Here is a 20,975-nt window from a genome sequence, read left to right as displayed (position 1 = left end):
TAGGGCGGGTTCGTTCGCCTAGTTCTGCAGCCCTGCGGCCGAAGCCTGGCTTTGCTGCATGGACTCCAAGGCCTTGCGGTAATCCACCGGCATCACTTTGACGAAGCGCGGTAGATAGTTCTTCCAATTGTCCAAGATGTCCTTGGCTCGGTTGCTGCCGGTGTAATGGCGGTGGCGCTCGATCAGCGTGCGCAAACGGCGTTCGTCATCGCGCGTCATGTTGTGCATGACATCGACCAAGCCGTGGGTTTCCATCGATCCGCCCAGATGTTCCATGGCTTCCAGCGCGGCGTCTTCCGCCGGTACCGGTTCCAGTTCCACCATGGCCAGGTTGCAGCGTTTTTCGAAGCTGCCGTCCTCGTCCAGTACATAAGCGATGCCGCCGGACATGCCCGCCGCGAAGTTGCGGCCGGTTTGGCCCAGCACGACGACCACGCCGCCGGTCATGTATTCGCAGCCGTGGTCGCCGACGCCTTCGACGACGGCGACGGCGCCGGAGTTGCGCACGGCGAAGCGTTCGCCCGCCACGCCGCGGAAGTAGCACTCGCCCAGCGTGGCACCGTACAGCACGGTGTTGCCGACGATGATGTTGTCCTCGGCGACGATGGGCGTTTCCTGCGGCGGATAGATGACGATGCGGCCGCCGGCCAAGCCTTTGCCCACGTAGTCGTTGCCTTCGCCGGACAATTCCACCGTGACGCCGGCCGCCAGGAAGGCGCCGAAGCTTTGGCCGGCGGTGCCGGTGGCTTTGATGTAGATACTGTCTTCCGGCAAGCCCTTATTGCCGTAACGCTTGGCTACCTCGCCGGACAGCATGGCGCCGAAGGTTCGGTTGAAGTTGCGGATTTCCGTCTCGATGCGCACCGGCGTTCCGTTTTCCAGGGCCGGCTTGGCTTGGGCGATGAGGGTGTGATCCAACGCCTTGTCGAGACCGTGGTCTTGGACTTCCATCTGACGGATGGCCACGCCCGGTTCCGCTTGCGGCTTGTAGAGGATGCGCGAATAGTCGAGTTTTTCCGCCTTCCAGTGGTCCACGGCGCGGCGCATGTCCAGCTTGTCGGTTTGGCCGATCATTTCCGCTACGGTGCGGAAGCCCAGCTTGGACATGATTTGGCGTAATTCTTCCGCGACAAAGAAGAAGTAATTGATCACGTGTTCCGGCTGGCCGGTGAAACGTTTACGCAGTTCCGGGTCCTGCGTCGCCACGCCCACCGGGCAGGTGTTCAGATGGCATTTGCGCATCATGATGCACCCTTCGACGATCAGCGGCGCGGTGGCGAAGCCGAACTCGTCGGCGCCCAGCAGGGCGGCGATGGCCACGTCGCGGCCGGTGCGCAGGCCGCCGTCGGCCTGCACGCAAATGCGGCCGCGCAGCTTGTTCAGCACCAGGGTCTGGTGGGTTTCGGCCAGGCCGATTTCCCAGGGCAGGCCGGCATGCTTGATGGAGGTGATGGGGCTGGCGCCGGTGCCGCCGTCGTAACCGGAAATGGTCACGTGGTCGGAATGGGCTTTGGCGACGCCGGCCGCCACCGTCCCCACGCCCACTTCCGACACCAGCTTGACGCTGATGCGAGCCTTGGGGTTGACGTTCTTCAAGTCGTGGATCAGCTGGGCCAAATCCTCGATGGAATAGATGTCGTGGTGCGGCGGCGGCGAAATCAGGCCCACGCCCGGCGTGGAATGGCGCACCTTGGCGATGACCGAATCCACTTTGTGGCCGGGCAGCTGGCCGCCTTCGCCGGGCTTGGCGCCCTGCGAAATCTTGATCTGGATGTCGTCCGCGTTGACCAGGTATTCGGCCGTGACGCCGAAGCGGCCCGAAGCCACCTGCTTGATGGCGGAGCGCAGGGAATCGCCGTTGGCCAGGGGCTTGAACCGCTCCGGCAGCTCGCCGCCTTCGCCGGTGTTGGACTTGCCGCCGATGCGATTCATGGCGATGGCCAGCGTGGTGTGGGCCTCATAGGAAATGGAGCCGAACGACATGGCGCCGGTGGCGAAACGCTTGACGATCTCCTTGGCCGGTTCCACTTCGTCCAACGGCACGGCCTGGTCGGCGAATTTGAACTCCATCAGGCCGCGCAGCGTCACCAGGTTTTCGTTCTGCTCATTGACCAGGCGCGCGTACTCGGCGTAGGTCTTGGCGTCGTTGGTGCGGGTGGCGTGTTGCAGCTTGGCGATGGTTTCCGGCGTCCAACTGTGGTTTTCGCCGCGCACGCGGTAAGCGTATTCGCCGCCCACGTCCAGGGCGTTGCGGTACAGAGGGGCGTCGCTGTAGGCCAAGCGGTGGCGGCGCACGGTTTCTTCGGCGATTTCCTGGATGTCAGCGCCGCCGATGGTGCTGGAGATGCCGGTGAAATAGCGGTCGAGGAACGCTTGCGACAAGCCGATGGCGTTGAAAATCTGCGCGCCGCAATAGGACTGGTAGGTGGAAATGCCCATCTTGGACATCACCTTGAGCAGGCCTTTGTCCACCGCCTTGATGTAGGCCTTGTGCACGGCTTCATCGCTGGGCGCGCCGGGCAGCTTGTCGCGCAGGGCGGAGAGGGAGTCCAGCGCCAGATACGGATTGACCGCTTCGGCGCCGAAACCCGCCAGCAGGCAGAAATGGTGCACTTCGCGCGCTTCGCCGGTTTCCACCACCAGACCGGCGTTGGTGCGCAAACCCGCCTGGATCAAGTGACGATGCACGGCGGCGGTGGCCAGCAACGCCGGGATGGCGATGTGGTCCACGTCCATGGCGCGGTCGGACAGGATGAGGATGTTGTAATCGGCGCGCACCGCGGCTTCCGCCTCGGCGCACAGACGCTCGACCGCCTTTTCCATGCCGGCCGCGCCCTGGTCCGCCGTGTAGCAGGTGCTGAGGGTCTTGGTGCGGAAATGGCCGTCGGTGCGATCTTCGATATGGCGGATCTTTTCGATGTCCTGGTTGCTCAACGCCGGGTGCTGCACTTCCAGCCGCATGTGGCCGTCGCCGCCGGTTAGGCCGAGCAGGTTGGGGCGCGGGCCAACCAGGGACACCAGGGACATGACCAACTCTTCGCGGATCGGGTCGATGGCCGGATTGGTGACCTGGGCGAACTCCTGCTTGAAATAGTCGAACAGCAGTCGCGAACGGTTGGACAACACCGCAGGGGCCGCGTCGATGCCCATGGAGCCGATGGGCTCCTGGCCGGTGGCGCCCATGGGCTTGAGGATGACTTTAATGTCTTCCTGGGTGTAGCCGAACGCTTGTTGGCGGTCGAGCAAGGTCTGGGCGTCCGGCGCCATGGGGGCGACGGCCGGGGGCAGATCCTTGATCAGGATTTGGGTTTTGTCCAACCAGTCCTGGTAGGGGGCGCGGTTGGCCAACTCCGCCTTGATTTCGGCGTCGTCGATGATGCGGCCTTGCTCCAGGTCGATGAGCAGCATTTTGCCCGGCTGCAAGCGCCACTTCTTGACGATCTTATGTTCGGGGAAAGTGAGCACGCCCATTTCCGAGGCCATCATGACGTAGTCGTCGTCGGTGACCAGGTAGCGGGCCGGGCGCAGGCCGTTGCGATCCAGGGTGGCGCCGATCTGGCGCCCGTCGGTGAAGGCCACCGCCGCCGGGCCGTCCCACGGCTCCATCAAGGCGGCGTGGTATTCGTAGAAGGCGCGGCGCTTTTCGTCCATCAACGGGTTGCCGGCCCAGGCTTCCGGGATCAGCACCATCATGGCGTGGGCCATGGAGTAGCCGCCGGCCACCAACAGTTCCAGGGCGTTGTCGAAGCAGGCGGAGTCGGACTGTTGTTCGGCGATCAACGGCCACAATTTTTTCAGATCGTCGCCGAGGACTTCCGATGCCATGGATGCCCGGCGCGCCGCCATCCAGTTGACGTTGCCGCGCACGGTGTTGATCTCGCCGTTGTGGGCGATCATGCGGAACGGATGGGCCAAATCCCAGGTGGGGAAAGTGTTGGTGGAGAAGCGTTGGTGCACCAGCGCCAGAGCGCTGACCATGGATTCGTCCAGCAGGTCGCGGTAAAACACGCCGACCTGGTCGGCCAGCAGCATGCCCTTATAGGTGATGGTGCGCGACGACAGCGAGGTCAGGTAGAACTGGCCGCCGTCCTCCAGTTTGCGCTCGCGTATGGCGTTTTCCGCTTGTTTGCGGATAACGAACAGCTTGCGCTCGAAGGCGTTTTGGTCGGCGCAACCGGCGCCGCGCCCGACGAATACCTGGCGGATGAAGGGCTCTACCGCTTTAACGGATTCGCCCAGGCCGGAGTTGTCCACCGGCACGTCCCGCCAGCCTAGCACTTGCTGGCCTTCGGCGGCTATGAAGTCTTCCAGCGTCTTTTCGCAAACGGCGCGGCTGGCGGCGTTGCGCGGCAGGAAGACCATGCCGACGGCGTATTCGCCCGCTGCCGGCAGGGCAATGTTCAGCTCGCCGGCGCGGCTCCGGAAAAACGGGTCCGACAGCTGCAACAGCATGCCGGCGCCATCGCCCGCCAGGGGGTCTGCGCCCACGGCGCCGCGATGGGTCAGGTTTTTGAGGATTTCCAAGCCTTGCAGCACGATGGCATGGCTTTTTTGGCCCTTGATGTGCGCGATGAAGCCGACGCCGCAGGCGTCGTGTTCGTTGCGTGGGTCGTACAGACCCTGCTTAGCGGGCAATGTGCTGTGGTTCATGGCTACCTCTGGGACTGCGCGAGGGACATCGGGTGTTCCCTCCAGCGACTTTCAATTCAAATCGGCCGGGCGTGGCGGACAAAGGGTCCGCGTGGCGTCGATAAAACCGGTCAATTATAGGCGGGCGGCGTGGTCGGATTCAAGCTCGGCGGTGGCTGGGTTCGAGTGCGCGGAGCGTGGCCGGGCCTGGCTAGGCTCGGTGCAGTATCAGTTCCAGCACGATTTTGCTGCCGAAATAGGCCAGCATGAGGACGGCGAACCCGCCCAGCGTCCAACGCATGGCGGTGCGTCCGCGCCAGCCGCGGGCGGCGCGGCCCCATAGCAGTAGCGCGAATACCAGCCAGGCCAGGATCGACAGTACGGTTTTATGCGCCAGGTGCTGGGCAAACAGGTCTTCCACGTATGCCAGGCCGGTGACAAGCGACAAGCTCAGCAGGAGGAAGCCGGCGGAAATGAGGCGGAACAGGAAGGTTTCCATGGTTTGCAGGGAGGGAAGGGCTCCCAGCAGGGGAAGGGGCTGCTTTTTCCGCAAGTGCCAATCTTGCAGCGCGACTAAGAGCGCTTGCACCGCCGCCAAGTTGAGGATGCTGTAGGCCAGTATGGATGCCAGCACGTGGAACTGCATGGGCACGCTGGTGTTGTGCAGCAGGTGGGGTGGTTGCGGTATTCCCAGGCGCAATCCCAGCAATAGCGCCGCCAGGGGGAAGAGGAATATGCCCAGCTTGTCGGCGGGGTGGCGGGCGGACACCAGCAGTACGAGGGCGATGATGAAAAGCGCGACCAGGGCGGCCATGTTGAGAAAGCCGAAATCCACGCCGTCGGCGTCGAACAGGACCGGCCACAAGGAGGCCGCGTGCAGCGCGGCGGCGGCCCAGGGCAGGCGCATGGCGGTTCCCTGCGGGTGTTTCGTCGCGTCCGGCTCGCGTCCGGCGCGGATCAGGGAAATGGTGCAAGTGCCGTAGAGCGCGATTGCGCTAAGTCCGGCGATGTTTGCTAGCGTCAAGATCACTCTGCCCTCCAGCCGCTAGTCTGGCATAATGTCGTTACAAGATGAAGTGAAGCCCGCGTTCAACGGGGGCCACATTGCCATAAGAACAGTAAGGTTCCACATGTTTGACAATCTGACACAGCGTTTAAGCTCCACACTCAAGAACATTCGCGGCCAAGGCCGGCTGACCGAGGAAAACATCCAGGAGAGCTTGCGCGAAATCCGCATGTCTTTGCTGGAGGCCGACGTGGCCCTGCCGGTGGTGCGCGAGTTCATCGACCAGGTGAAAGAGCGGGCGTTGGGCAGCGAGGTGAAGGACAACCTCAATCCGGGCCAGCAATTCATCAAGATCGTGTACGACGAGTTGTTGAAAGTGATGGGGAAGGCGAACGAGGGCTTGGATCTCGCCACCCAGCCGCCCGCCGTCATTCTCATGGCCGGTTTGCAGGGCGCCGGTAAGACCACCACCGTGGCAAAGCTGGCTCACTGGATTAAAACCAACCTGAAGAAAAGCGTGGGCGTGGTCAGCGCCGACGTCTACCGCCCCGCCGCTATCCAGCAGTTGCAGACCCTGGCCGGCGAGGTCGGTGTGGATTACATCGCCAGCGACATCTCGCAGAAGCCGGTGGACATCGTGCGCGGCGCCGTGGATACGGCCAAGAAGCGGGTATTGGACGTGCTGATCGTCGATACCGCCGGCCGCTTGCACGTGGATGAGGCGATGATGGACGAAATCAAGCAGGTCCATGCCGCTGTCAAGCCCATCGAAACCCTGTTCGTGGTGGATAGCATGACCGGTCAGGACGCCGCCAACACCGCCAAGGCTTTCCACGACGCCTTGCCGCTGACCGGCGTGGTGTTGACCAAGGCGGACGGCGACGCTCGCGGCGGCGCGGCCTTGTCCATTCGCCATATCACCGGCAAGCCCATCAAGTTCATCGGCGTGGGTGAAAAAGCCGCCGCGTTCGAGTTGTTCCATCCGGAGCGTATCGCTCAGCGTATTCTCGGCATGGGCGACGTGCTCAGCTTGATCGAGGATGCGGAGCGCAAGCTGGATCGTGAGAAAGCCGACAAGCTTTTCAATAAGGTCAAAAAAGGCAAGGAATTCGATCTGGACGATTTCCGCGACCAGATGTACCAGCTGCAGAACATGGGGGGCGTCGGCGCATTGATGGACAAGCTGCCCGGCATGGCGAACCTCTCCCAGGACGTGCGCGACAAGGTCAACGAGCGGGACATCATCCGCCAGATCGCCATCGTCAATTCCATGACGCCGAAGGAGCGCCGCTACCCGGCGGTGATCGACGCGTCGCGCAAGCGCCGCATCGCCCGCGGCTGCGGCTTGGAAGTGCAGGACGTGAACCGCTTGTTGAAGCAGTTCACTCAGATGCAGAAGTTTATGAAGAAAATGAACAAGGGCAATATCGCCAATTTAATGCGCGGCGTGAAAGGCGCCATGCGCGGCGGATTGCCGGGAATGCGCCGCTGAGGCGCGAGTCGGCAAAAATGCCTTCACAGGGCGGTTGCTTGGCGTATATAATGCTTCGATTAAGTTTTGTCATTACGTGTAACGTACGGGGAATAGCAGCATGGTAACGATTCGTCTGTCTCGCGGTGGCGCAAAAAAGCGTCCTTTCTATCACGTGGTTGTCACCGACAGCCGCAATAACCGCGACGGCCGCTACATCGAACGTTTGGGCTTCTTCAATCCGGTCGCCCGCGGCAAGGAACTGCGCTTGCAGTTGAACGACGAGCGCATCAGCTACTGGATTTCCCAGGGCGCTCAGGCCAGCGAGCGCGTTGCTTCGTTGATGAAAGAAGCGGCGAAAGCCGCAGCCTAATCGCTGCCGATCGTGGCGCGGCCGGCTGGAGCGGATCGCTGGGTGGTGCTCGGCAATCTGGCCGGCGCCTACGGGGTTCGCGGTTGGGTGAAAGTGCGCTCTCATACGGAGCCCAAGGATAATATCCTTCGTTACACGCCGTGGCGCATCGAGCGGCAAGGCGTTCAGCGCGACTACAAGGTGCTTTCCGGGCGGGTGCAAGGCGGTTTCGTCGTTGCTCAACTGGAAGGGCTGGATGTACGGGAAGACGCCATGGCCTTGGCCGGCGCGACCGTATCGGCATCCCGTCGCAGCTTGCCGCCCTTGCCGAAAGGCGAGTATTACTGGACCGACTTGATCGGCCTGCGGGTAGCGAACCAGGAAGGCGTCGATTTCGGCACCGTCGTGCGATTGTTCGAAACCGGCGCCAACGACGTGCTGGTGGCCGACGACGGCGAGCGCGAGCGTTTCATTCCTTACGTCCTGGGAATGTATGTGCTGGAAGTGGATTTGGCCGCCGGCCGTATGCTGGTGGACTGGGACGCAGAATTTTAAACGGTGGTCGGTGCTTAGCCATGCGCTTCGATGTGGTGACGCTGTTCCCCGAAATGATTGAGCAGACCGCGCGCTGCGGCGTGACCGGTCGGGCCATAGAAACCGGTTCGGTACGGTTGGCGGTATGGAATCCGCGCGATTTCACCTCCGACCGGCATCGCACGGTGGACGACCGGCCTTACGGCGGCGGTCCCGGCATGGTGATGAAAGTGCAGCCCTTGCGCGACGCGATCCGTTCGGCCAGGGCGGAAGCTCCGCCGGGCGCGAAAGTGGTATACCTTAGCCCTCAGGGGCGGCGGTTCGATCAGGCGGCTGCGCTGGCGTTTGCCGAGTGCCCCGGCTTGATCTTGGTGGCCGGGCGCTACGAGGGCGTGGACGAACGCTTGGTCGAAACGGAAATCGACGAAGAATGGTCTATCGGCGATTACGTGCTCAGCGGCGGCGAATTGGCGGCCCTGGTAGTGATCGACGCGGTAACCCGGCTGTTGCCGGGGGTGTTGGGCGACGCCGAATCGGCGCAACAGGATTCCTACATGGATGGCTTGTTGGACTGCCCGCACTATACGCGGCCGGAAGACATCGAAGGCCGGCACGTGCCGGAAGTTTTGCAAAGCGGCAACCATGCGGCGATCAACCGCTGGCGCCTTAAGCAAGCACTGGGGCGGACGTGGCAGCGCCGGCCCGATTTACTCGACAAGCGTGAGCTTGACGGCGAGCAACTGCGGTTGCTGGAAGAGTACAAACACGAAATGGTATTGACGGAAACGTAACTGAGGCTTGAGACATGAACATCATCCAGCAGCTTGAATCGGAAATGATGAAGAAGGACGTACCGGATTTCGCTCCCGGCGATACGGTGGTTGTCCAGGTGAAAGTAATCGAAGGCAACCGCGAGCGTTTGCAGGCGTTCGAAGGCGTCGTCATCGCCAAGCGCAATCGCGGTTTGAATTCCGCTTTCACGGTGCGCAAGATGTCCCACGGCGAAGGCGTGGAACGCGTGTTCCAGACCCACAGCCCGGTGGTGCAGGAAATCCAGTTGAAGCGCCGTGGCGATGTGCGTCGCGCCAAGCTGTACTACCTGCGTGATCGCACAGGCAAGTCCGCTCGCATCCGCGAAAAGCTGTAATCTCGGCGCGGGCTGCGCCGAGCGTCGTGACCGACGCAGTATCTGCAAAAAGCCAATGGGCTGCGGCAACGCGGTTCATTGGCTTTTTTGCGTCCAGCACGGGCTAGTCGGTTCGGCATGGCATTGATCTGGCGTGAAGCGACGGGGCCGTTGGCTTGCGCCTGGCTGGATACGCCGGTCGGCGCGCTGCGCTTGAGCGCGCGGGGCGATGTTTTGGTTTCCATCGATTGGGACGACGAGGCGCGGGCGGGGGAGCCGCCAAGCCCGTTTCTGCGCCAGGCTTGCGCGGCATTGCAGCGATATTTCCAATCGCCGGCCGCGCCCGAACTGGCGGCCGTGCCGCTGCATCCCGCGGGCACTGCGTACCAGCGGCGCGTGTGGGAGCGGCTGGCGGCGATTCCGCCGGGCCAAGTGCTTGGTTATGGCCAGTTGGCGCGGGAGCTGGGCAGCGGCGCCAGGGCCGTCGCTGCCGCGTGCAGGGCTAACCCTTATCCGTTGCTGGTGCCTTGCCATCGGGTGGTGGCCGCCCATGGCTTGGGCGGTTACTGCGGCGCCAGCGACGGCCATTGGTTGGACGTCAAGCGGTTCCTGCTGGCCTATGAGCAAGGGGGGGCGGGGGTAGGGTATGGCCGAGGCGCTTGATCCGAAAGCCCAGGCGCTGATCCGTCGTTTCCAGGACAATCTTTGGCTGGAATACGGCCTCTCCGACAATACGTTGGCGGCTTACGGCAGCGATCTGCGCTTGTTTGCCAATTGGTTGGGCGAGACTCCGCTCACGGCGGCTACCGACGAGCATATCAAAAAATACCTGCAACACCGCTACACCCGTCGGGTCAGCAGCCGCTCCTCTGCGCGCTTGTTGTCCAGCTTGCGCAAGTTTTACGCTTATTTGTTGCGGGAACGGGTGGTGGCGGACGATCCTACCGTCACCGTGGAAGCACCCTGGACCGCGCGCGCCTTGCCGGCCAGTCTGAGCGAGGACGACGTGGACAAGTTGCTGGCGGCTCCCAGCGAGGACGAGGAGCGCGGCCAGCGCGATCGCGCCATGTTGGAGCTGCTCTACGCCACCGGCTTGCGCGTTTCGGAGTTGGTTAACCTCCAGCTGACCCAGATCAATTTCCGCGCCGGCGTGTTATCGGTGCGCGGCAAAGGCAATAAGGAACGTCTGGTGCCCATCGGCGAAGAGGCGCTGTCCTGGCTGGAGAAGTACATCAAGGAGTCCCGCTTCGATACTTTGCGCGGCCGGGAAAGCTCCTATGTCTTCCTCACGGCGCGCGGCGAGCCGATGACCCGCCAGGCGTTTTGGCATATCATAAAGGGCCATGCGAGCCGCGCCGGTATTCGAAATCATTTGTCTCCCCATACCCTGCGCCACGCTTTCGCGACGCATCTTTTAAATCACGGCGCCGACCTGAGGGTAGTGCAATTGCTGCTGGGGCATAGCGATTTGTCCACCACGCAGATTTACACCCACATCGCTCAGGAACGCTTGAAAAGCCTGCACAGCCGCTTCCATCCGCGCGGCTGAGCCCAGAAATCACGGAAGCCATGACTGCCAATATCCATCCCACCGCTCAAGTGGCGTCCACCGCCAAACTGGGTCCCGGCGTTAGCGTCGGCCCCTACGCCATCGTCGAAGACGATGTGGAAATCGGCTCCGACAGCGTCATTGACGCCCACGCCGTGGTGCGCCGCTATGTGAAAATGGGGCAGGGCAACTGGGTGCATCCCCACGCCGTGCTGGGCGGATTGCCGCAAGATTTGGGCTTCGACCGCCATCGCGCAACCTGGGTGGAAATCGGCGACCACAACGTGTTCCGCGAAGGCGTCACGGTGAGCCGCGCCACCGGCACCGCCACCCGCATCGGCTCAAACTGCTATTTGATGAACAACAGCCACATCGGCCACGATTGCGAATTGGGCGATTACAACATCCTGGCCGCCAACGTCGCCCTGGGCGGCCATGTGCTGGTCGGCGACCGGGTGTTCTTCGGTGGTCAGGCGGTGGTGCACCAGTTCTGCCGCATCGGCTCCTTCGCCATGATCCGCGGCATGGCCGGCGTCAACAAGGACGTGCTGCCCTACAGCCTGGTGGGCGGCGCGCCCATCAAACACTACCGCCTCAACACCGTGGGCTTGCGCCGCAACGGCGTCGACGGAGAACGTTACCGCGTCCTGTCCAACGCATTTCGCCGGCTGCGCCAGCGGCAATCTCTGGACGAGTTGCCGGATACGCCGGAAATGGCCTATCTGCGCGCCTGGCTGGCGGCGCAGTCCAAGCGCTCCCTGGCCGGTTTCGTGGCGCCCGGCGTCAAGGCCGAAGACTGAGAGCCAAAGCAATCGAATGAATTCTGCAAGCATGAACAAACTCAAATGCGCCGTGATCGGCGTAGGTTATCTGGGCAAATTCCACGCGGAAAAATATGCCGCCTTGCCCCCGTGCGAACTGGTGGCGGTGGTAGACGCCGACCGCGAAACCGCCTTGACCATTGCCGGTCGCCATCCCGGCTGCGCCGCCTATACCGACTATCGGGAATTGTTGGGCAAGATCGACGTGGCCAGCATCGTGGTGCCCACCAGCCTGCACTTCGAAGTAGCCCGCGACTTTCTCCTGGCCGGCACTCACGTGCTGGTGGAAAAACCCATCACCGTCACCGTGGAGCAAGCCGACGAGCTGATCCGCATCGCCAAGGAAAAAGGCAAGGTGCTCATGGTGGGGCATTTGGAACGCTTCAATCCGGCGGTGATGAACCTGGACTTGACCCACAACCGGCCGTTGTTCATCGAGTCGCACCGCTTGGCGCCGTTCAACCCCCGCGCCAACGACGTATCGGTGGTGCTGGACCTCATGATCCACGACATCGACATCATCCTGGACATGGTGGGTTCGGAAGTGGAGCGCATCGACGCCAACGGCCTCAAGGTACTCACCAACGACATCGACATTGCCAACGCCCGCCTGACTTTCCAGAACGGCTGCGTCGCCAACGTTACTGCCAGCCGCATCAGCACCAAGGTGGAGCGCAAGATGCGCCTGTTCCTGCCCAACGCCTACATGTCGGTGGACTTCCAAAGCCGTACCTTGAGCCGTCACACCAAGGGCACGCGGGAGATGTTCCCCGGCGTGCCGGAAATCGTCACCGAGGATTCCGTCTACGAGAGCGGCGACGCCCTGATGGAGGAGATTCGCCATTTCGTCGAGTGCATTGAAACCGGCAAGCCGCCTTTGGTGCCGGGCGAGGCCGGCCGCCGCGCCTTGCAGACGGCCATCGAGATCGGACGGTTGCTGGGGTAAATGCCAGGCATGATTCCTTGTGCGGAGCAAAAGGAGGCGGCATGAATACGGCGGAATTGATTTACCAGACGGTGAAGTCTCTGCCCGAGCACCAAGCGCGCGAGGTGCTGGATTTTGTCGAATTTCTCAAAGCCCGCCAGGATGAAGAGCAGGCGGATGTTCGAGAAGCGGAAGGCTTGATTGCTAGCGGCGAGTTTGAGGACTGGGAGGCGGTAAAAACGGAATTGCTGCGAGATGTACAGGATTAAGATTGAGAAAGCCGCCACTCGCGTGTTGAAGGAGCTATCCGTCGCGGAGCGTGTGCGAATTGTTCAGGCAATCGACGGACTGAAGACCAATCCGCATCCGCATGGAGCCGTGAAGCTTTCCGGCGGCCAAGGGCTATACCGGCTGCGTTCAGGTGATTATCGCGTGATTTATCGGATAGAAAATGCCGAGCTGTTGGTGCTGGTCGTGAAAGTCGGACACCGTCGCGAGGTATACCGTTGATCGCATCTCGTTATTCAGTTACTTAAAAAGTCAGTGGAGTAGTTCGTCAATGATCCCCATGGTGGACCTGAAAACCCAATACGCCCAGCTCAAGGACGAAATCGACGCGGGCATGAAAGAGGTGCTCGACACTTGCGCTTTCGTGCTGGGGCCCAATGTGCAGGCTTTCGAAAAGGAAGCGGCGGCCTATTTGGGCGTCAAGCACGCCATCGGCTGCGCCTCGGGCACCGACGCCCTGCACCTGGCGCTGCGCGCGGCGGGCATCACCGAAGGGGACGAGGTCATCACCAGCGCGTTCACCTTCATCGCCACGGCTGAAGCTATCGCTTATGTGGGCGCCAAGCCGGTGTTCGTGGACATCGATCCCCGCACTTTCAACATCACCGCCGAAGCCATCGAAGCCGCTATCACGCCGCGTACCAAGGCCGTCATGCCGGTGCATTTGTTCGGCCAGCCCTGCGACATGGGGCCGATCCTGGCGGTATGCGCCAAGCACGGCCTGAAGCTGGTGGAAGACTGCGCGCAAAGCTTCGGCGCCAGCATCGGCGGCCAGCAGACCGGCAGCTTCGGCTTGGCGGCCGGTTTCAGCTTCTTCCCCAGCAAGAATCTGGGCTGCTACGGCGACGGCGGCCTGGTGGCGACCGACGACGACGAGGCGGCGGCGTTCATGTTGCAACTGCGCAACCACGGCTCCAAGGTGCGCTACTACCACGACGTGATCGGTTACAACAGCCGCCTGGACGAAATCCAGGCCATGATCCTGCGCGTCAAGCTCAAGCGTATCGAGCAGTTCAACCAGGGCCGCCGCCGTGCCGCGCACCTGTATAGTCGCTTGCTGGCCGATCTGCCGTTGCAGACGCCGTTCGAAGACGGCATCGGCGTGCACGTCTATCACCAGTACACCTTGCTGTGCGACAAGCGCGACGAGGTGATGAAGGCGTTGCAGGACAAGCAGATCGCCTGCGCCATCTACTATCCGGTGCCGCTGCATCAGCAGAACGTGTTCAAGGAGGCGTATGCCGGCGTCAGCCTGCCGGTGACGGAAGATGTGGCGCGGCGCTGCCTGTCGTTGCCCATTTACCCGGAGCTGAGCGACGAGCAAGTGCAAGAGATCGCCGCGACGATCCGGGCGGTGTTCGGTGCTTAAGCGGGTCCGCACCAAGGTCATGCTGGTGGCCGGCGAAGCCTCCGGCGACTTGCACGCCGCCAACCTGTTCCGCGAGCTGCAAAAGCTGGTGCCCGGCGTCAAAGGCGTCGGCATGGGCGGTGAGCATATGCGGGAGGCCGGCATCGATGTGCGTTTCGACGCCTCCAACATGGGCGTCATCGGCCTGTTCGAGGTGCTGACCCATTACCGGGAAATCCATCAAGCGCTGGCCATGATGAAAAACATCGCCCGCACGGAAAAGCCCGACTTGCTCATTTGCGTGGATTACAAGTCGTTCAACTTCCAGTTGGCCAAAGCGGCCAAAGCCTATGGCGTGAAAGTGATGTTTTACGTCAGCCCCCAGGTGTGGGCCTGGAAGCCGTGGCGGGTCAAGGATTACGGCGAAATCGCCGACATGATGGCGGTGATTTTTCCGTTCGAAGTGCCCATCTACGAGGCCCACAACTACCCGGTGCGCTACGTGGGCCATCCCCTGGCCGGCAAGGTCAAGCCCAGCGTGTCCAAGGCCGCGGCCATGGCGGAATTCGGCTTGTCGGCGCAAGCGCCGGTGGTGGGCTTGTTGCCCGGCAGCCGCCGCGGCGAAATCAAGCGCTTGCTGCCGGTGATGCTGCAAGCGGCGCAGTTGTTGGCGGAGCGCATGCCCGGCGTGCAGTTCGTCCTACCCCAGGCCGGCACCATCAAGGACGACAGCATCAGCCGCCACCTGCAAGACAGCCCGGTGCCGGTGAAAGTGGCGCAGGGCCGCACCTACGACGTGTTGCAGTGCTGCGACGCCGTTGCCACTTGCTCCGGCACCGCCACCCTGGAAACGGCTTTGATGGGCGTGCCCATGGCCATCGTCTACAAGCTGTTCGAGCCCAGCTACTGGCTGGGCCGCATGCTGGTGCAAGTGCCCCACATCGGTTTGCCCAACATCATCGCCGGGCGCGGCATCGTGCCGGAGCTGATCCAGCACGCCGCCAACCCGCCGGCGATCGCCGACGCGCTGGAACGCATGCTGAAAGACAAGGATTATGCCGCCGACATGCGCCGGGATTTGGCCGAGATCAAGGCCGAGCTGGGGGAGGACGGCGGTTCGCTGGCCATGGCCAAACTGGCGGCGGAACTGCTGCACCGGCCTGCTTGATGTTCGTTCGAGGTATTTTGGGCTAAAGCCCTGAGGGACCGTCACCCCGGCAGGGATTGCCGGGGTCCATGGTCATGGATGGCGTGAAGGCGGCTCAGCGCCTTGCTTTTATCGTCTCAATTGGCCGCCAGCATGGTCAGCGCCGATTGCACGTGCTCAGCCGCTTCCCGTCCCAAATCGGTTAAATAACCGCCATCTTCATCGGTCAGCAGGCCTTTGCCGTGCAAGCGCGCGAAGGCGGCGATGACGGCCGGATCGGCCGATTTGTGCACTTGTAGGCCTTCCTGGCCGTTAGCCAAGTTGTAGCGGATCAGCACATTCATTTCTTCGATTAAATCTTGCGTGTACGGCATGGTTGATCCTCACGGGTTGGGTTGACTGACGGCCGATGCCGGCACCGGCCGTGGCGCCGTGCGCCCCGCCGCCACTGTACAGGCCGGAGCGTCTCGGGTAAACGCCGGATTACTGCCAGCGCTGCCAGACCGGCGTCAATCCCGCCGGCAATTCCTGCAAGCGTCCCAGCTCCAGCCAGTGGATGTCGGGGCTATGGAAGTCCGATCCGGCCGAGGCCAGCAGCCCATGGCGGGTTGCCAATTCGGCGGCGTGGCGGATTTCGTCCCGATTGCTGTTGCCGCACACCACCTCCATGGCTTCGCCGCCCGCAGCGATGAACGCCTCCACCAATTCGCGCATTTTCGTCCCGGTAAGGTTATAGCGGAACGGATGGGCCAGCACGGCAATGCCGCCCGCTTGGCGCACCCAGCCCACCGCTTCGGCCAAAGGGGCCCATTCGGTGGTGACATAGCCGTGTTTGCCCCTGGCTAGAAATCGCTCGAAAGCCGCTTTTTCGTCCACCGCGCGGCCTTGCTGCACCAGAGCGCGGGCGAAGTGGGGGCGGGTGATCATGCTTTTTCCGGCCAGGGCGATGGCCGTATCGTAGGCTTCGGCAAAGCCGATCTTGGCCAAGCGGCGGCCGATCTCCCGCGCCCGGCCGGCGCGGATTTCCGTCAACTGTGCCATGCCTTGCCGCAATGGGGCATTGTCGGGGTCAATGCGCAAGCCCACCACGTGGACGCACTGGCGGTTCCAGGTGGTGGAAAGCTCGATGCCCGGTATCAGGCTAATCCCCAGCGTCTGCGCAGCGGCGGCGGCTTCTTGCAGCCCGTTGACGCAGTCGTGGTCGGTGAGGGCCAGGGTGGTGACGCCTTTCTGGGCGGCGCGCTGAACGACTTCGGTAGGGCTTAAAGCGCCGTCGGAGGCGGTGGAGTGGCAGTGCAGGTCGTAGGAGGCTTGCAAGGCGGTGTCGCGGCGTAAAAAAACCAATTATACCCGACTAAAGCGCTAGGGTGCTCATCTCTCCCTCCCCGGCCGGGCCGCCCGTTTATGCATAGGCATTGCATTAACCGGGCTGCCTTCCAGGCTCCAACTGTGGTGGCGCATACGTCCTTCCCGGTGGGTGTCTTTGCAAAAAGGCTTCCGGCTTGCTCCGGACACGGTCAAGTCCTGGCAAGGGGGGCGGCGCGGCCGAGGGCGTTGCAACGAGGCATTCCGAGCATCGCCGCTGCCAGATCGTCCCGGCGCGATGTGCCGAGCCGGTTATAGATGGAGCGTATGTGATAGGCCACGCTGTTGTGGCTAATACCCAATGATTCCCCGATTTCCCTGGCGGATTTTCCGGCGATTAAAGCCAAGGCCACCTCCTGGTCCCGTCCCGGAAGCAAGCGCATCGCGGGCGCACCTAGCCATTTCAATTTCGACGGGATGCGACGGCTGATTTGCACGGACACGAGGCTGGGGGTTCCCTTTTGCACCGCGTCCAACCGGAATCCTCGTAGCAGGTAAATGCCGGAATGATTGCGAACTGTGACGGCCGGTAGGTTCTGTTCACGGGAAGACGCCAGCGGTTTTGTCACCTGTTGCAGCAAAGGCTCGGCCCAAGCCAGGGCGGCATCGAGCAATCGTGCGGTATTGGCAGGAATCCCCGCCGCCAGGTGTAGCAGTGCGCGGCCGTGATGGGTGAAATGCTGGACTTGCCCTTGCTCATTGCAAATTAGGAACGCTTCCTCGCCGCTTTCCTCCCATTGATCGGCACAGGCTTCCCCGGAATTCCTGCAAGCAAGGGCGTGGGTCAAGGTATCCGTAGTCAGGCGGATGAATGTTCTTTGCTTTTCCGAAAAAGCCTTTGTTCCGCGCGGCCGGGTGAGAGTCAGGCACCCCAAGGGCGCTCCCGCTTCCCGTATCGGCCAGCGCAGGTAGTGGTAGCAGTCCACCTGCCGGCCGATGTCGTCGTAGACCGGCGATTCCTGATAACGCTTGCCGTAACGGTCGGAACTCTCGCAGAGGGCATCCGACAACAGCACGTCGCGGAAAGACAGGATGTACGACGCCTCCACCGTGTTGGCGTATTCCGTCAGATAAGCGTGCAGGATGTGCCGGAAATCCGGCCCCAGCACGATCTGGCTGTCCACCACCTCGGCTTGCGCGTCGGTCCAGGTGAACAGCGCTGTGTCAAAGCCTACGGCATCGCGCAGCACATCCACCACCGTGGGCAGTACGGTGTGGCCGGGCAGGCCGAGCCGGGCGATGTGGTTTAAGGCGGCTACCGCATGGGATGGACGCATGGCCGTAGAGGCGGGATTCCTTGTATTTATGGGGCCACCAGACCATAACCCTGTGAATTCTCACCTACGCGGGTGAGGATTCGTGAGTCCAAGCACCGATAGACTCCTCGCTAGATGGTGAATATAGGGCACACCCGCAAAATGAACAACATTCATATCGCGCATTTGCTCCCGTTTCCTGATTGCGGCAAGGGAGATGGGCACAGCCAGCTTGAGAGCCCTGGACCCGCCGGCGGCCTCAACAATTCCGGACTCGCCAAATTGACCGATCCGACCGGGCCGGATCGGTATACGCCGGATAGCAATATTATTGTCAATTGGAGGGAACCTTATGCTGGCGCAAAAACGGCGTAATTTATTGCAATACGGTGTGGCCGCAATTACTGGTCTGGCATTCGTCGCCGCTTATGGAAATCCTAGCGGTGGACAAGTGGTTTCTGGCGCCATCGGTATGACGGCTATCGGCAATACGCTACAGGTCGATCAAGCGTCGAATCTCGGAATTATCAACTGGCAAAGTTTTTCCATCAATGGCGGTGAAATCACTCGTTTCAACTTGCCTGGCACTGCGTCGGCAATACTCAACCGCGTGGTGACGGATACGCCATCGGCGATATACGGAGCCCTGTCCTCCAATGGTCGCGTATTCCTCATAAACCCCAGCGGGATTGTGGTGGGGCCCAGCGGGATGGTTAACGTAAACAATCTGGTGCTGAGCACCAAAGATATCTCCAACGCCAGCTTTCTGGCGGGAGGGGATTTATCGTTTGCCGGCGATTCCGGCGCCGCAGTGAAGAATTTAGGCCAAATTACGGCCAGCGGCGGCGATGCCCTGCTGATTGGTTCGCGGGTGGAGAATGCCGGGGCGATCAGCGCCCCTAATGGTACCGCGGCGCTTGTCGCCGGTAACGAGGTTTTGTATACCCCGGGCGCCAATGCCCGCATTGCGGTCCGTTCCGGCGTCGATGCGAGCGCTACGCAAACCGGCGTGGACAACAGCGGCACCATGCGCGCCGCCCAAGCCGAGCTGCTCAGCGTCGGCGGCAATCCTTATGCCCTGGCGGTCAATCATTCAGGCGTCATCGAAGCGGTTCGGGTGAACAACGTCGGCGGCCGGGTGCTGCTGTCCGGTGACGTGGGCGAAACCCGGGTCAGCGGCACGATTGCCGCCACGGCAGACGATGGCGCTAATGAAATCCAGGTGCTTGGCGATAAGGTCACCTTGGCATCCACCGCCGCGTTGGATGCCGGCGGCGCCAATGGCGGCGGCAGGATTCTGGTAGGCGGCGATTACCAGGGCAAGAATCCGGCGGTGCGGAACGCCAAAACTACCACTGTTGAGGCAGGCGCGCGGCTCAACGCCGATGCCATAGGCCAAGGTGACGGTGGCCAAGTCGTTGTGTGGTCGGACGACACCACCGTGTACCGCGGCGCTATTTCCGCACGGGGCGGCGCGTTGGGCGGCAACGGCGGTTCGGCCGAGGTTTCCGGCAAAAAGAGCCTTGATTTCCAAGGCACGGCGGACTTGCGGGCGCCCCATGGCAATACCGGCAACCTGCTGTTGGATCCCAGCGACATCACTATTGGCGGCAATGGCGCTAACACCGCCACCTGCAGCGGCGCCACCTGTAGTGGCAGCGGACTCAGTTCGTACCTGAGCGCGGACTTCTTGGCATCGCAGCTCGGGTTAAGCAACGTTACCGTCACCACCAGTTCCAGCGGCGGCGGCGCGGGCGATATCACCATCGACAGTAGCATGAATCCAAGTCCATGGCTGGGCCAGTCAAGCAATACCAATAGCCTCACCCTCAATGCTGATCGGGACATTCTGGTCAACGGCGCTCTCTACCTGCGGGGAGCCAGCAATGGGACCACTGCGGTCCTTTCCCTGCTGGCCGGGCGCAACATCAACGTGGCATCCAATCTCAACACAGCCAATGGGGTCGGCGCGTCTTTCGGGTTGATCGGCGACCACGGGTTGACCCTGGCCGCGGCCCGTACCGATACCGGCGGGACAATCAATATCGGCGCCAACTCCAACCTGGGTACCGCCCGCGAAACCTCCGGCGGCACCTTGGCCGGCGGCCCCATTCGCATCTTTGGCGCTTCCGCCGCCCAAACCACGCTCACCGGTTGGAGTGGCGCAGCCGGCGCGAGCGTTATGCAAGGAAAAAGTTATGGCGACCCCGGCACTGCGGCGGCGGGAATCTATTACAAGCAAGCAAACTCCTCATCCAGCAACGGTGGGCAGGGCGGTGGCGTACAGATGGCCCAGATGCAGACCGTCCCCGTGCAAGTCGTCAGCCAGACTGCCAGCGTCAGTCAGACTAACAGCCAAGCCGCCAGCGGACCGCTTCCCACTGGCGCCACCCAGGTTATCAACCAGTTGCAAAACGGGGGGACTGTCGTGGGTAACAACACCGCCGGAAACTCCGGCAACTCGGGAACGGGACTTGTATCGCTGCAAGGAGATACGTTTGAACAGAATATATACGACGCTATAACGAGCGAAAACCAAGCCAACAGATGGACGACGGACTTCGGAACAAAAGTGGATCAGCTTTTGTGGCTTACCAAGTCGATTGCCACGACTAACGTGCCGCCAGGCAGCAGTCCATTAGGAAACTACGCTAAGGCGCTAGCCGCCATGATGCAGGGTATTCAGAGCAAGCCGGCCAACCAGCGTACCGCCGACGACAACCTGATTCTTTCGACTTTGAGCGCCATCATAAAAGTCGCGAGTAAATACATCAAGCCGCCACAGGCCGTATTAGATCTGAAGGCGAAAATTGAGCGACTACAGAATACCGTGAATGCCGAGAAAGCTGAAATGGCTAATTTACGTAGTTCAGGAAATAGCTATACCGCGATTTTTTCCACTTCATATTTTATAACCGATCTTCAGGGGAAAATTGACTCCAATGAGCAGGAAATAGCGTCATTGACTCGGCAATTGAACGCTATCAATACAGGCGTCGATCCAGTGTCTGTATTTTATCCGTTTCTGGCTTTTAATGCGATGCATAGACAAGAGTAAGTTTATATTTCATCTGAATAATAGGCAAAAGTGCCGCGGGCTTTTTGTTGCGTAAACGCTATTCATCGAAGCCGGTTGCTTCGCCTTGCCGTTATTAATA

The 20,975-nt window shown here is 61.7% G+C and carries 20 protein-coding genes; 15 read left to right on the top strand and 5 right to left on the bottom strand.

The features are described from left to right. Nucleotides 1-18: 18 nt before the first annotated feature. Entirely contained in the window at nt 19-4,650 is a 4,632-nt protein-coding gene (gene gltB / locus K5607_RS10705; protein ID WP_221047002.1) for a glutamate synthase large subunit, read from the bottom strand. 190 nt (nt 4,651-4,840) lie between these two features. Continuing rightward, nucleotides 4,841-5,653: a cytochrome C assembly family protein gene (locus K5607_RS10700; RefSeq protein ID WP_156302454.1), complete on the bottom strand. Its 813-nt coding sequence runs from the start codon at nt 5,651-5,653 to the stop codon at nt 4,841-4,843. A 106-nt stretch (nt 5,654-5,759) separates the two neighbouring features. Between K5607_RS10700 and ffh the strand changes: the two genes are divergently transcribed. The 13 genes from ffh to lpxB all read left to right on the top strand — a co-directional run bounded on the left by ffh (nt 5,760) and on the right by lpxB (nt 15,217). After that, complete coding sequence (gene ffh, locus K5607_RS10695) at nt 5,760-7,127, top strand: signal recognition particle protein (RefSeq protein WP_054773644.1); 1,368 nt, start codon at nt 5,760-5,762, stop codon at nt 7,125-7,127. A gap of 100 nt (nt 7,128-7,227) precedes the next feature. Then, entirely contained in the window at nt 7,228-7,479 is a 252-nt protein-coding gene (gene rpsP / locus K5607_RS10690; RefSeq protein ID WP_054773645.1) for a 30S ribosomal protein S16, read from the top strand. 12 nt (nt 7,480-7,491) lie between these two features. Further along, nucleotides 7,492-8,013: a ribosome maturation factor RimM gene (gene rimM, locus K5607_RS10685; RefSeq protein WP_054773646.1), complete on the top strand. Its 522-nt coding sequence runs from the start codon at nt 7,492-7,494 to the stop codon at nt 8,011-8,013. Nucleotides 8,014-8,033: 20 nt separating this feature from the next. Then, entirely contained in the window at nt 8,034-8,783 is a 750-nt protein-coding gene (gene trmD, locus K5607_RS10680) for a tRNA (guanosine(37)-N1)-methyltransferase TrmD (RefSeq protein WP_054773647.1), read from the top strand. A 14-nt stretch (nt 8,784-8,797) separates the two neighbouring features. Beyond that, a complete protein-coding gene (gene rplS, locus K5607_RS10675) occupies nt 8,798-9,139 on the top strand; it encodes a 50S ribosomal protein L19 (protein ID WP_221047001.1) in 342 nt (113 codons plus the stop codon). 117 nt (nt 9,140-9,256) lie between these two features. Continuing rightward, nucleotides 9,257-9,781, top strand: a complete 525-nt coding sequence (locus tag K5607_RS10670; RefSeq protein ID WP_221047000.1) for a methylated-DNA--[protein]-cysteine S-methyltransferase — start codon at nt 9,257-9,259, stop codon at nt 9,779-9,781. Further along, nucleotides 9,765-10,667 carry a site-specific tyrosine recombinase XerD gene (gene xerD / locus K5607_RS10665; RefSeq protein WP_054772914.1) on the top strand — a complete coding sequence of 301 codons (903 nt, stop codon included), beginning with the start codon at nt 9,765-9,767 and terminating at the stop codon, nt 10,665-10,667. The genes K5607_RS10670 and xerD overlap by 17 nt, the downstream gene beginning before the upstream one ends. A gap of 20 nt (nt 10,668-10,687) precedes the next feature. Then, nucleotides 10,688-11,467, top strand: coding sequence for an acyl-ACP--UDP-N-acetylglucosamine O-acyltransferase (gene lpxA, locus K5607_RS10660; RefSeq protein ID WP_054772913.1), 780 nt, complete (start codon nt 10,688-10,690; stop codon nt 11,465-11,467). A 31-nt stretch (nt 11,468-11,498) separates the two neighbouring features. Then, nucleotides 11,499-12,434 (top strand): Gfo/Idh/MocA family protein, encoded by a 936-nt coding sequence (locus K5607_RS10655; protein ID WP_221046999.1) that lies wholly within the window; start codon nt 11,499-11,501, stop codon nt 12,432-12,434. Nucleotides 12,435-12,475: 41 nt separating this feature from the next. Then, nucleotides 12,476-12,682, top strand: a complete 207-nt coding sequence (locus K5607_RS10650; RefSeq protein ID WP_054772912.1) for a DUF2281 domain-containing protein — start codon at nt 12,476-12,478, stop codon at nt 12,680-12,682. Beyond that, nucleotides 12,669-12,923, top strand: a complete 255-nt coding sequence (locus tag K5607_RS10645; RefSeq protein WP_054772911.1) for a type II toxin-antitoxin system RelE family toxin — start codon at nt 12,669-12,671, stop codon at nt 12,921-12,923. The genes K5607_RS10650 and K5607_RS10645 overlap by 14 nt, the downstream gene beginning before the upstream one ends. A 49-nt stretch (nt 12,924-12,972) precedes the next feature. Then, nucleotides 12,973-14,070, top strand: a complete 1,098-nt coding sequence (locus tag K5607_RS10640; RefSeq protein WP_054772910.1) for a DegT/DnrJ/EryC1/StrS family aminotransferase — start codon at nt 12,973-12,975, stop codon at nt 14,068-14,070. After that, nucleotides 14,063-15,217 (top strand): lipid-A-disaccharide synthase, encoded by a 1,155-nt coding sequence (gene lpxB, locus K5607_RS10635; protein ID WP_306304422.1) that lies wholly within the window; start codon nt 14,063-14,065, stop codon nt 15,215-15,217. The genes K5607_RS10640 and lpxB overlap by 8 nt, the downstream gene beginning before the upstream one ends. A gap of 116 nt (nt 15,218-15,333) precedes the next feature. On the opposite strand, the gene K5607_RS10630 is transcribed toward lpxB, so the two are convergent. From K5607_RS10630 to K5607_RS10620, 3 genes are all read right to left on the bottom strand, one after another. Next, on the bottom strand, nt 15,334-15,570 hold the full coding sequence (locus K5607_RS10630) for a TIGR02647 family protein (RefSeq protein ID WP_054772908.1): 237 nt from the start codon (nt 15,568-15,570) through the stop codon (nt 15,334-15,336). Nucleotides 15,571-15,679: 109 nt separating this feature from the next. Beyond that, nucleotides 15,680-16,513 (bottom strand): PHP domain-containing protein, encoded by an 834-nt coding sequence (locus K5607_RS10625; RefSeq protein ID WP_054772915.1) that lies wholly within the window; start codon nt 16,511-16,513, stop codon nt 15,680-15,682. A 200-nt stretch (nt 16,514-16,713) separates the two neighbouring features. Next, nucleotides 16,714-17,757, bottom strand: coding sequence for a helix-turn-helix transcriptional regulator (locus tag K5607_RS10620; protein ID WP_221046998.1), 1,044 nt, complete (start codon nt 17,755-17,757; stop codon nt 16,714-16,716). 222 nt (nt 17,758-17,979) lie between these two features. On the opposite strand from K5607_RS10620, the gene K5607_RS18090 reads away from it, so the two are divergent. Both K5607_RS18090 and K5607_RS10610 read left to right on the top strand, forming a co-directional pair. Next, on the top strand, nt 17,980-18,192 hold the full coding sequence (locus K5607_RS18090; protein ID WP_246598832.1) for a hypothetical protein: 213 nt from the start codon (nt 17,980-17,982) through the stop codon (nt 18,190-18,192). Continuing rightward, entirely contained in the window at nt 18,170-20,875 is a 2,706-nt protein-coding gene (locus tag K5607_RS10610; RefSeq protein ID WP_082411363.1) for a two-partner secretion domain-containing protein, read from the top strand. Before K5607_RS18090 ends, K5607_RS10610 begins: the two co-directional genes overlap by 23 nt. The last annotated feature ends 100 nt before the right edge of the window (nt 20,876-20,975 follow it).

This window comes from Methylogaea oryzae (genome assembly GCF_019669985.1).
GTDB lineage: Bacteria > Pseudomonadota > Gammaproteobacteria > Methylococcales > Methylococcaceae > Methylogaea > Methylogaea oryzae.
The sequence above is the reverse complement of the archived record's forward strand: the minus strand, read 5'-3'. Positions and strand labels throughout refer to the sequence as shown.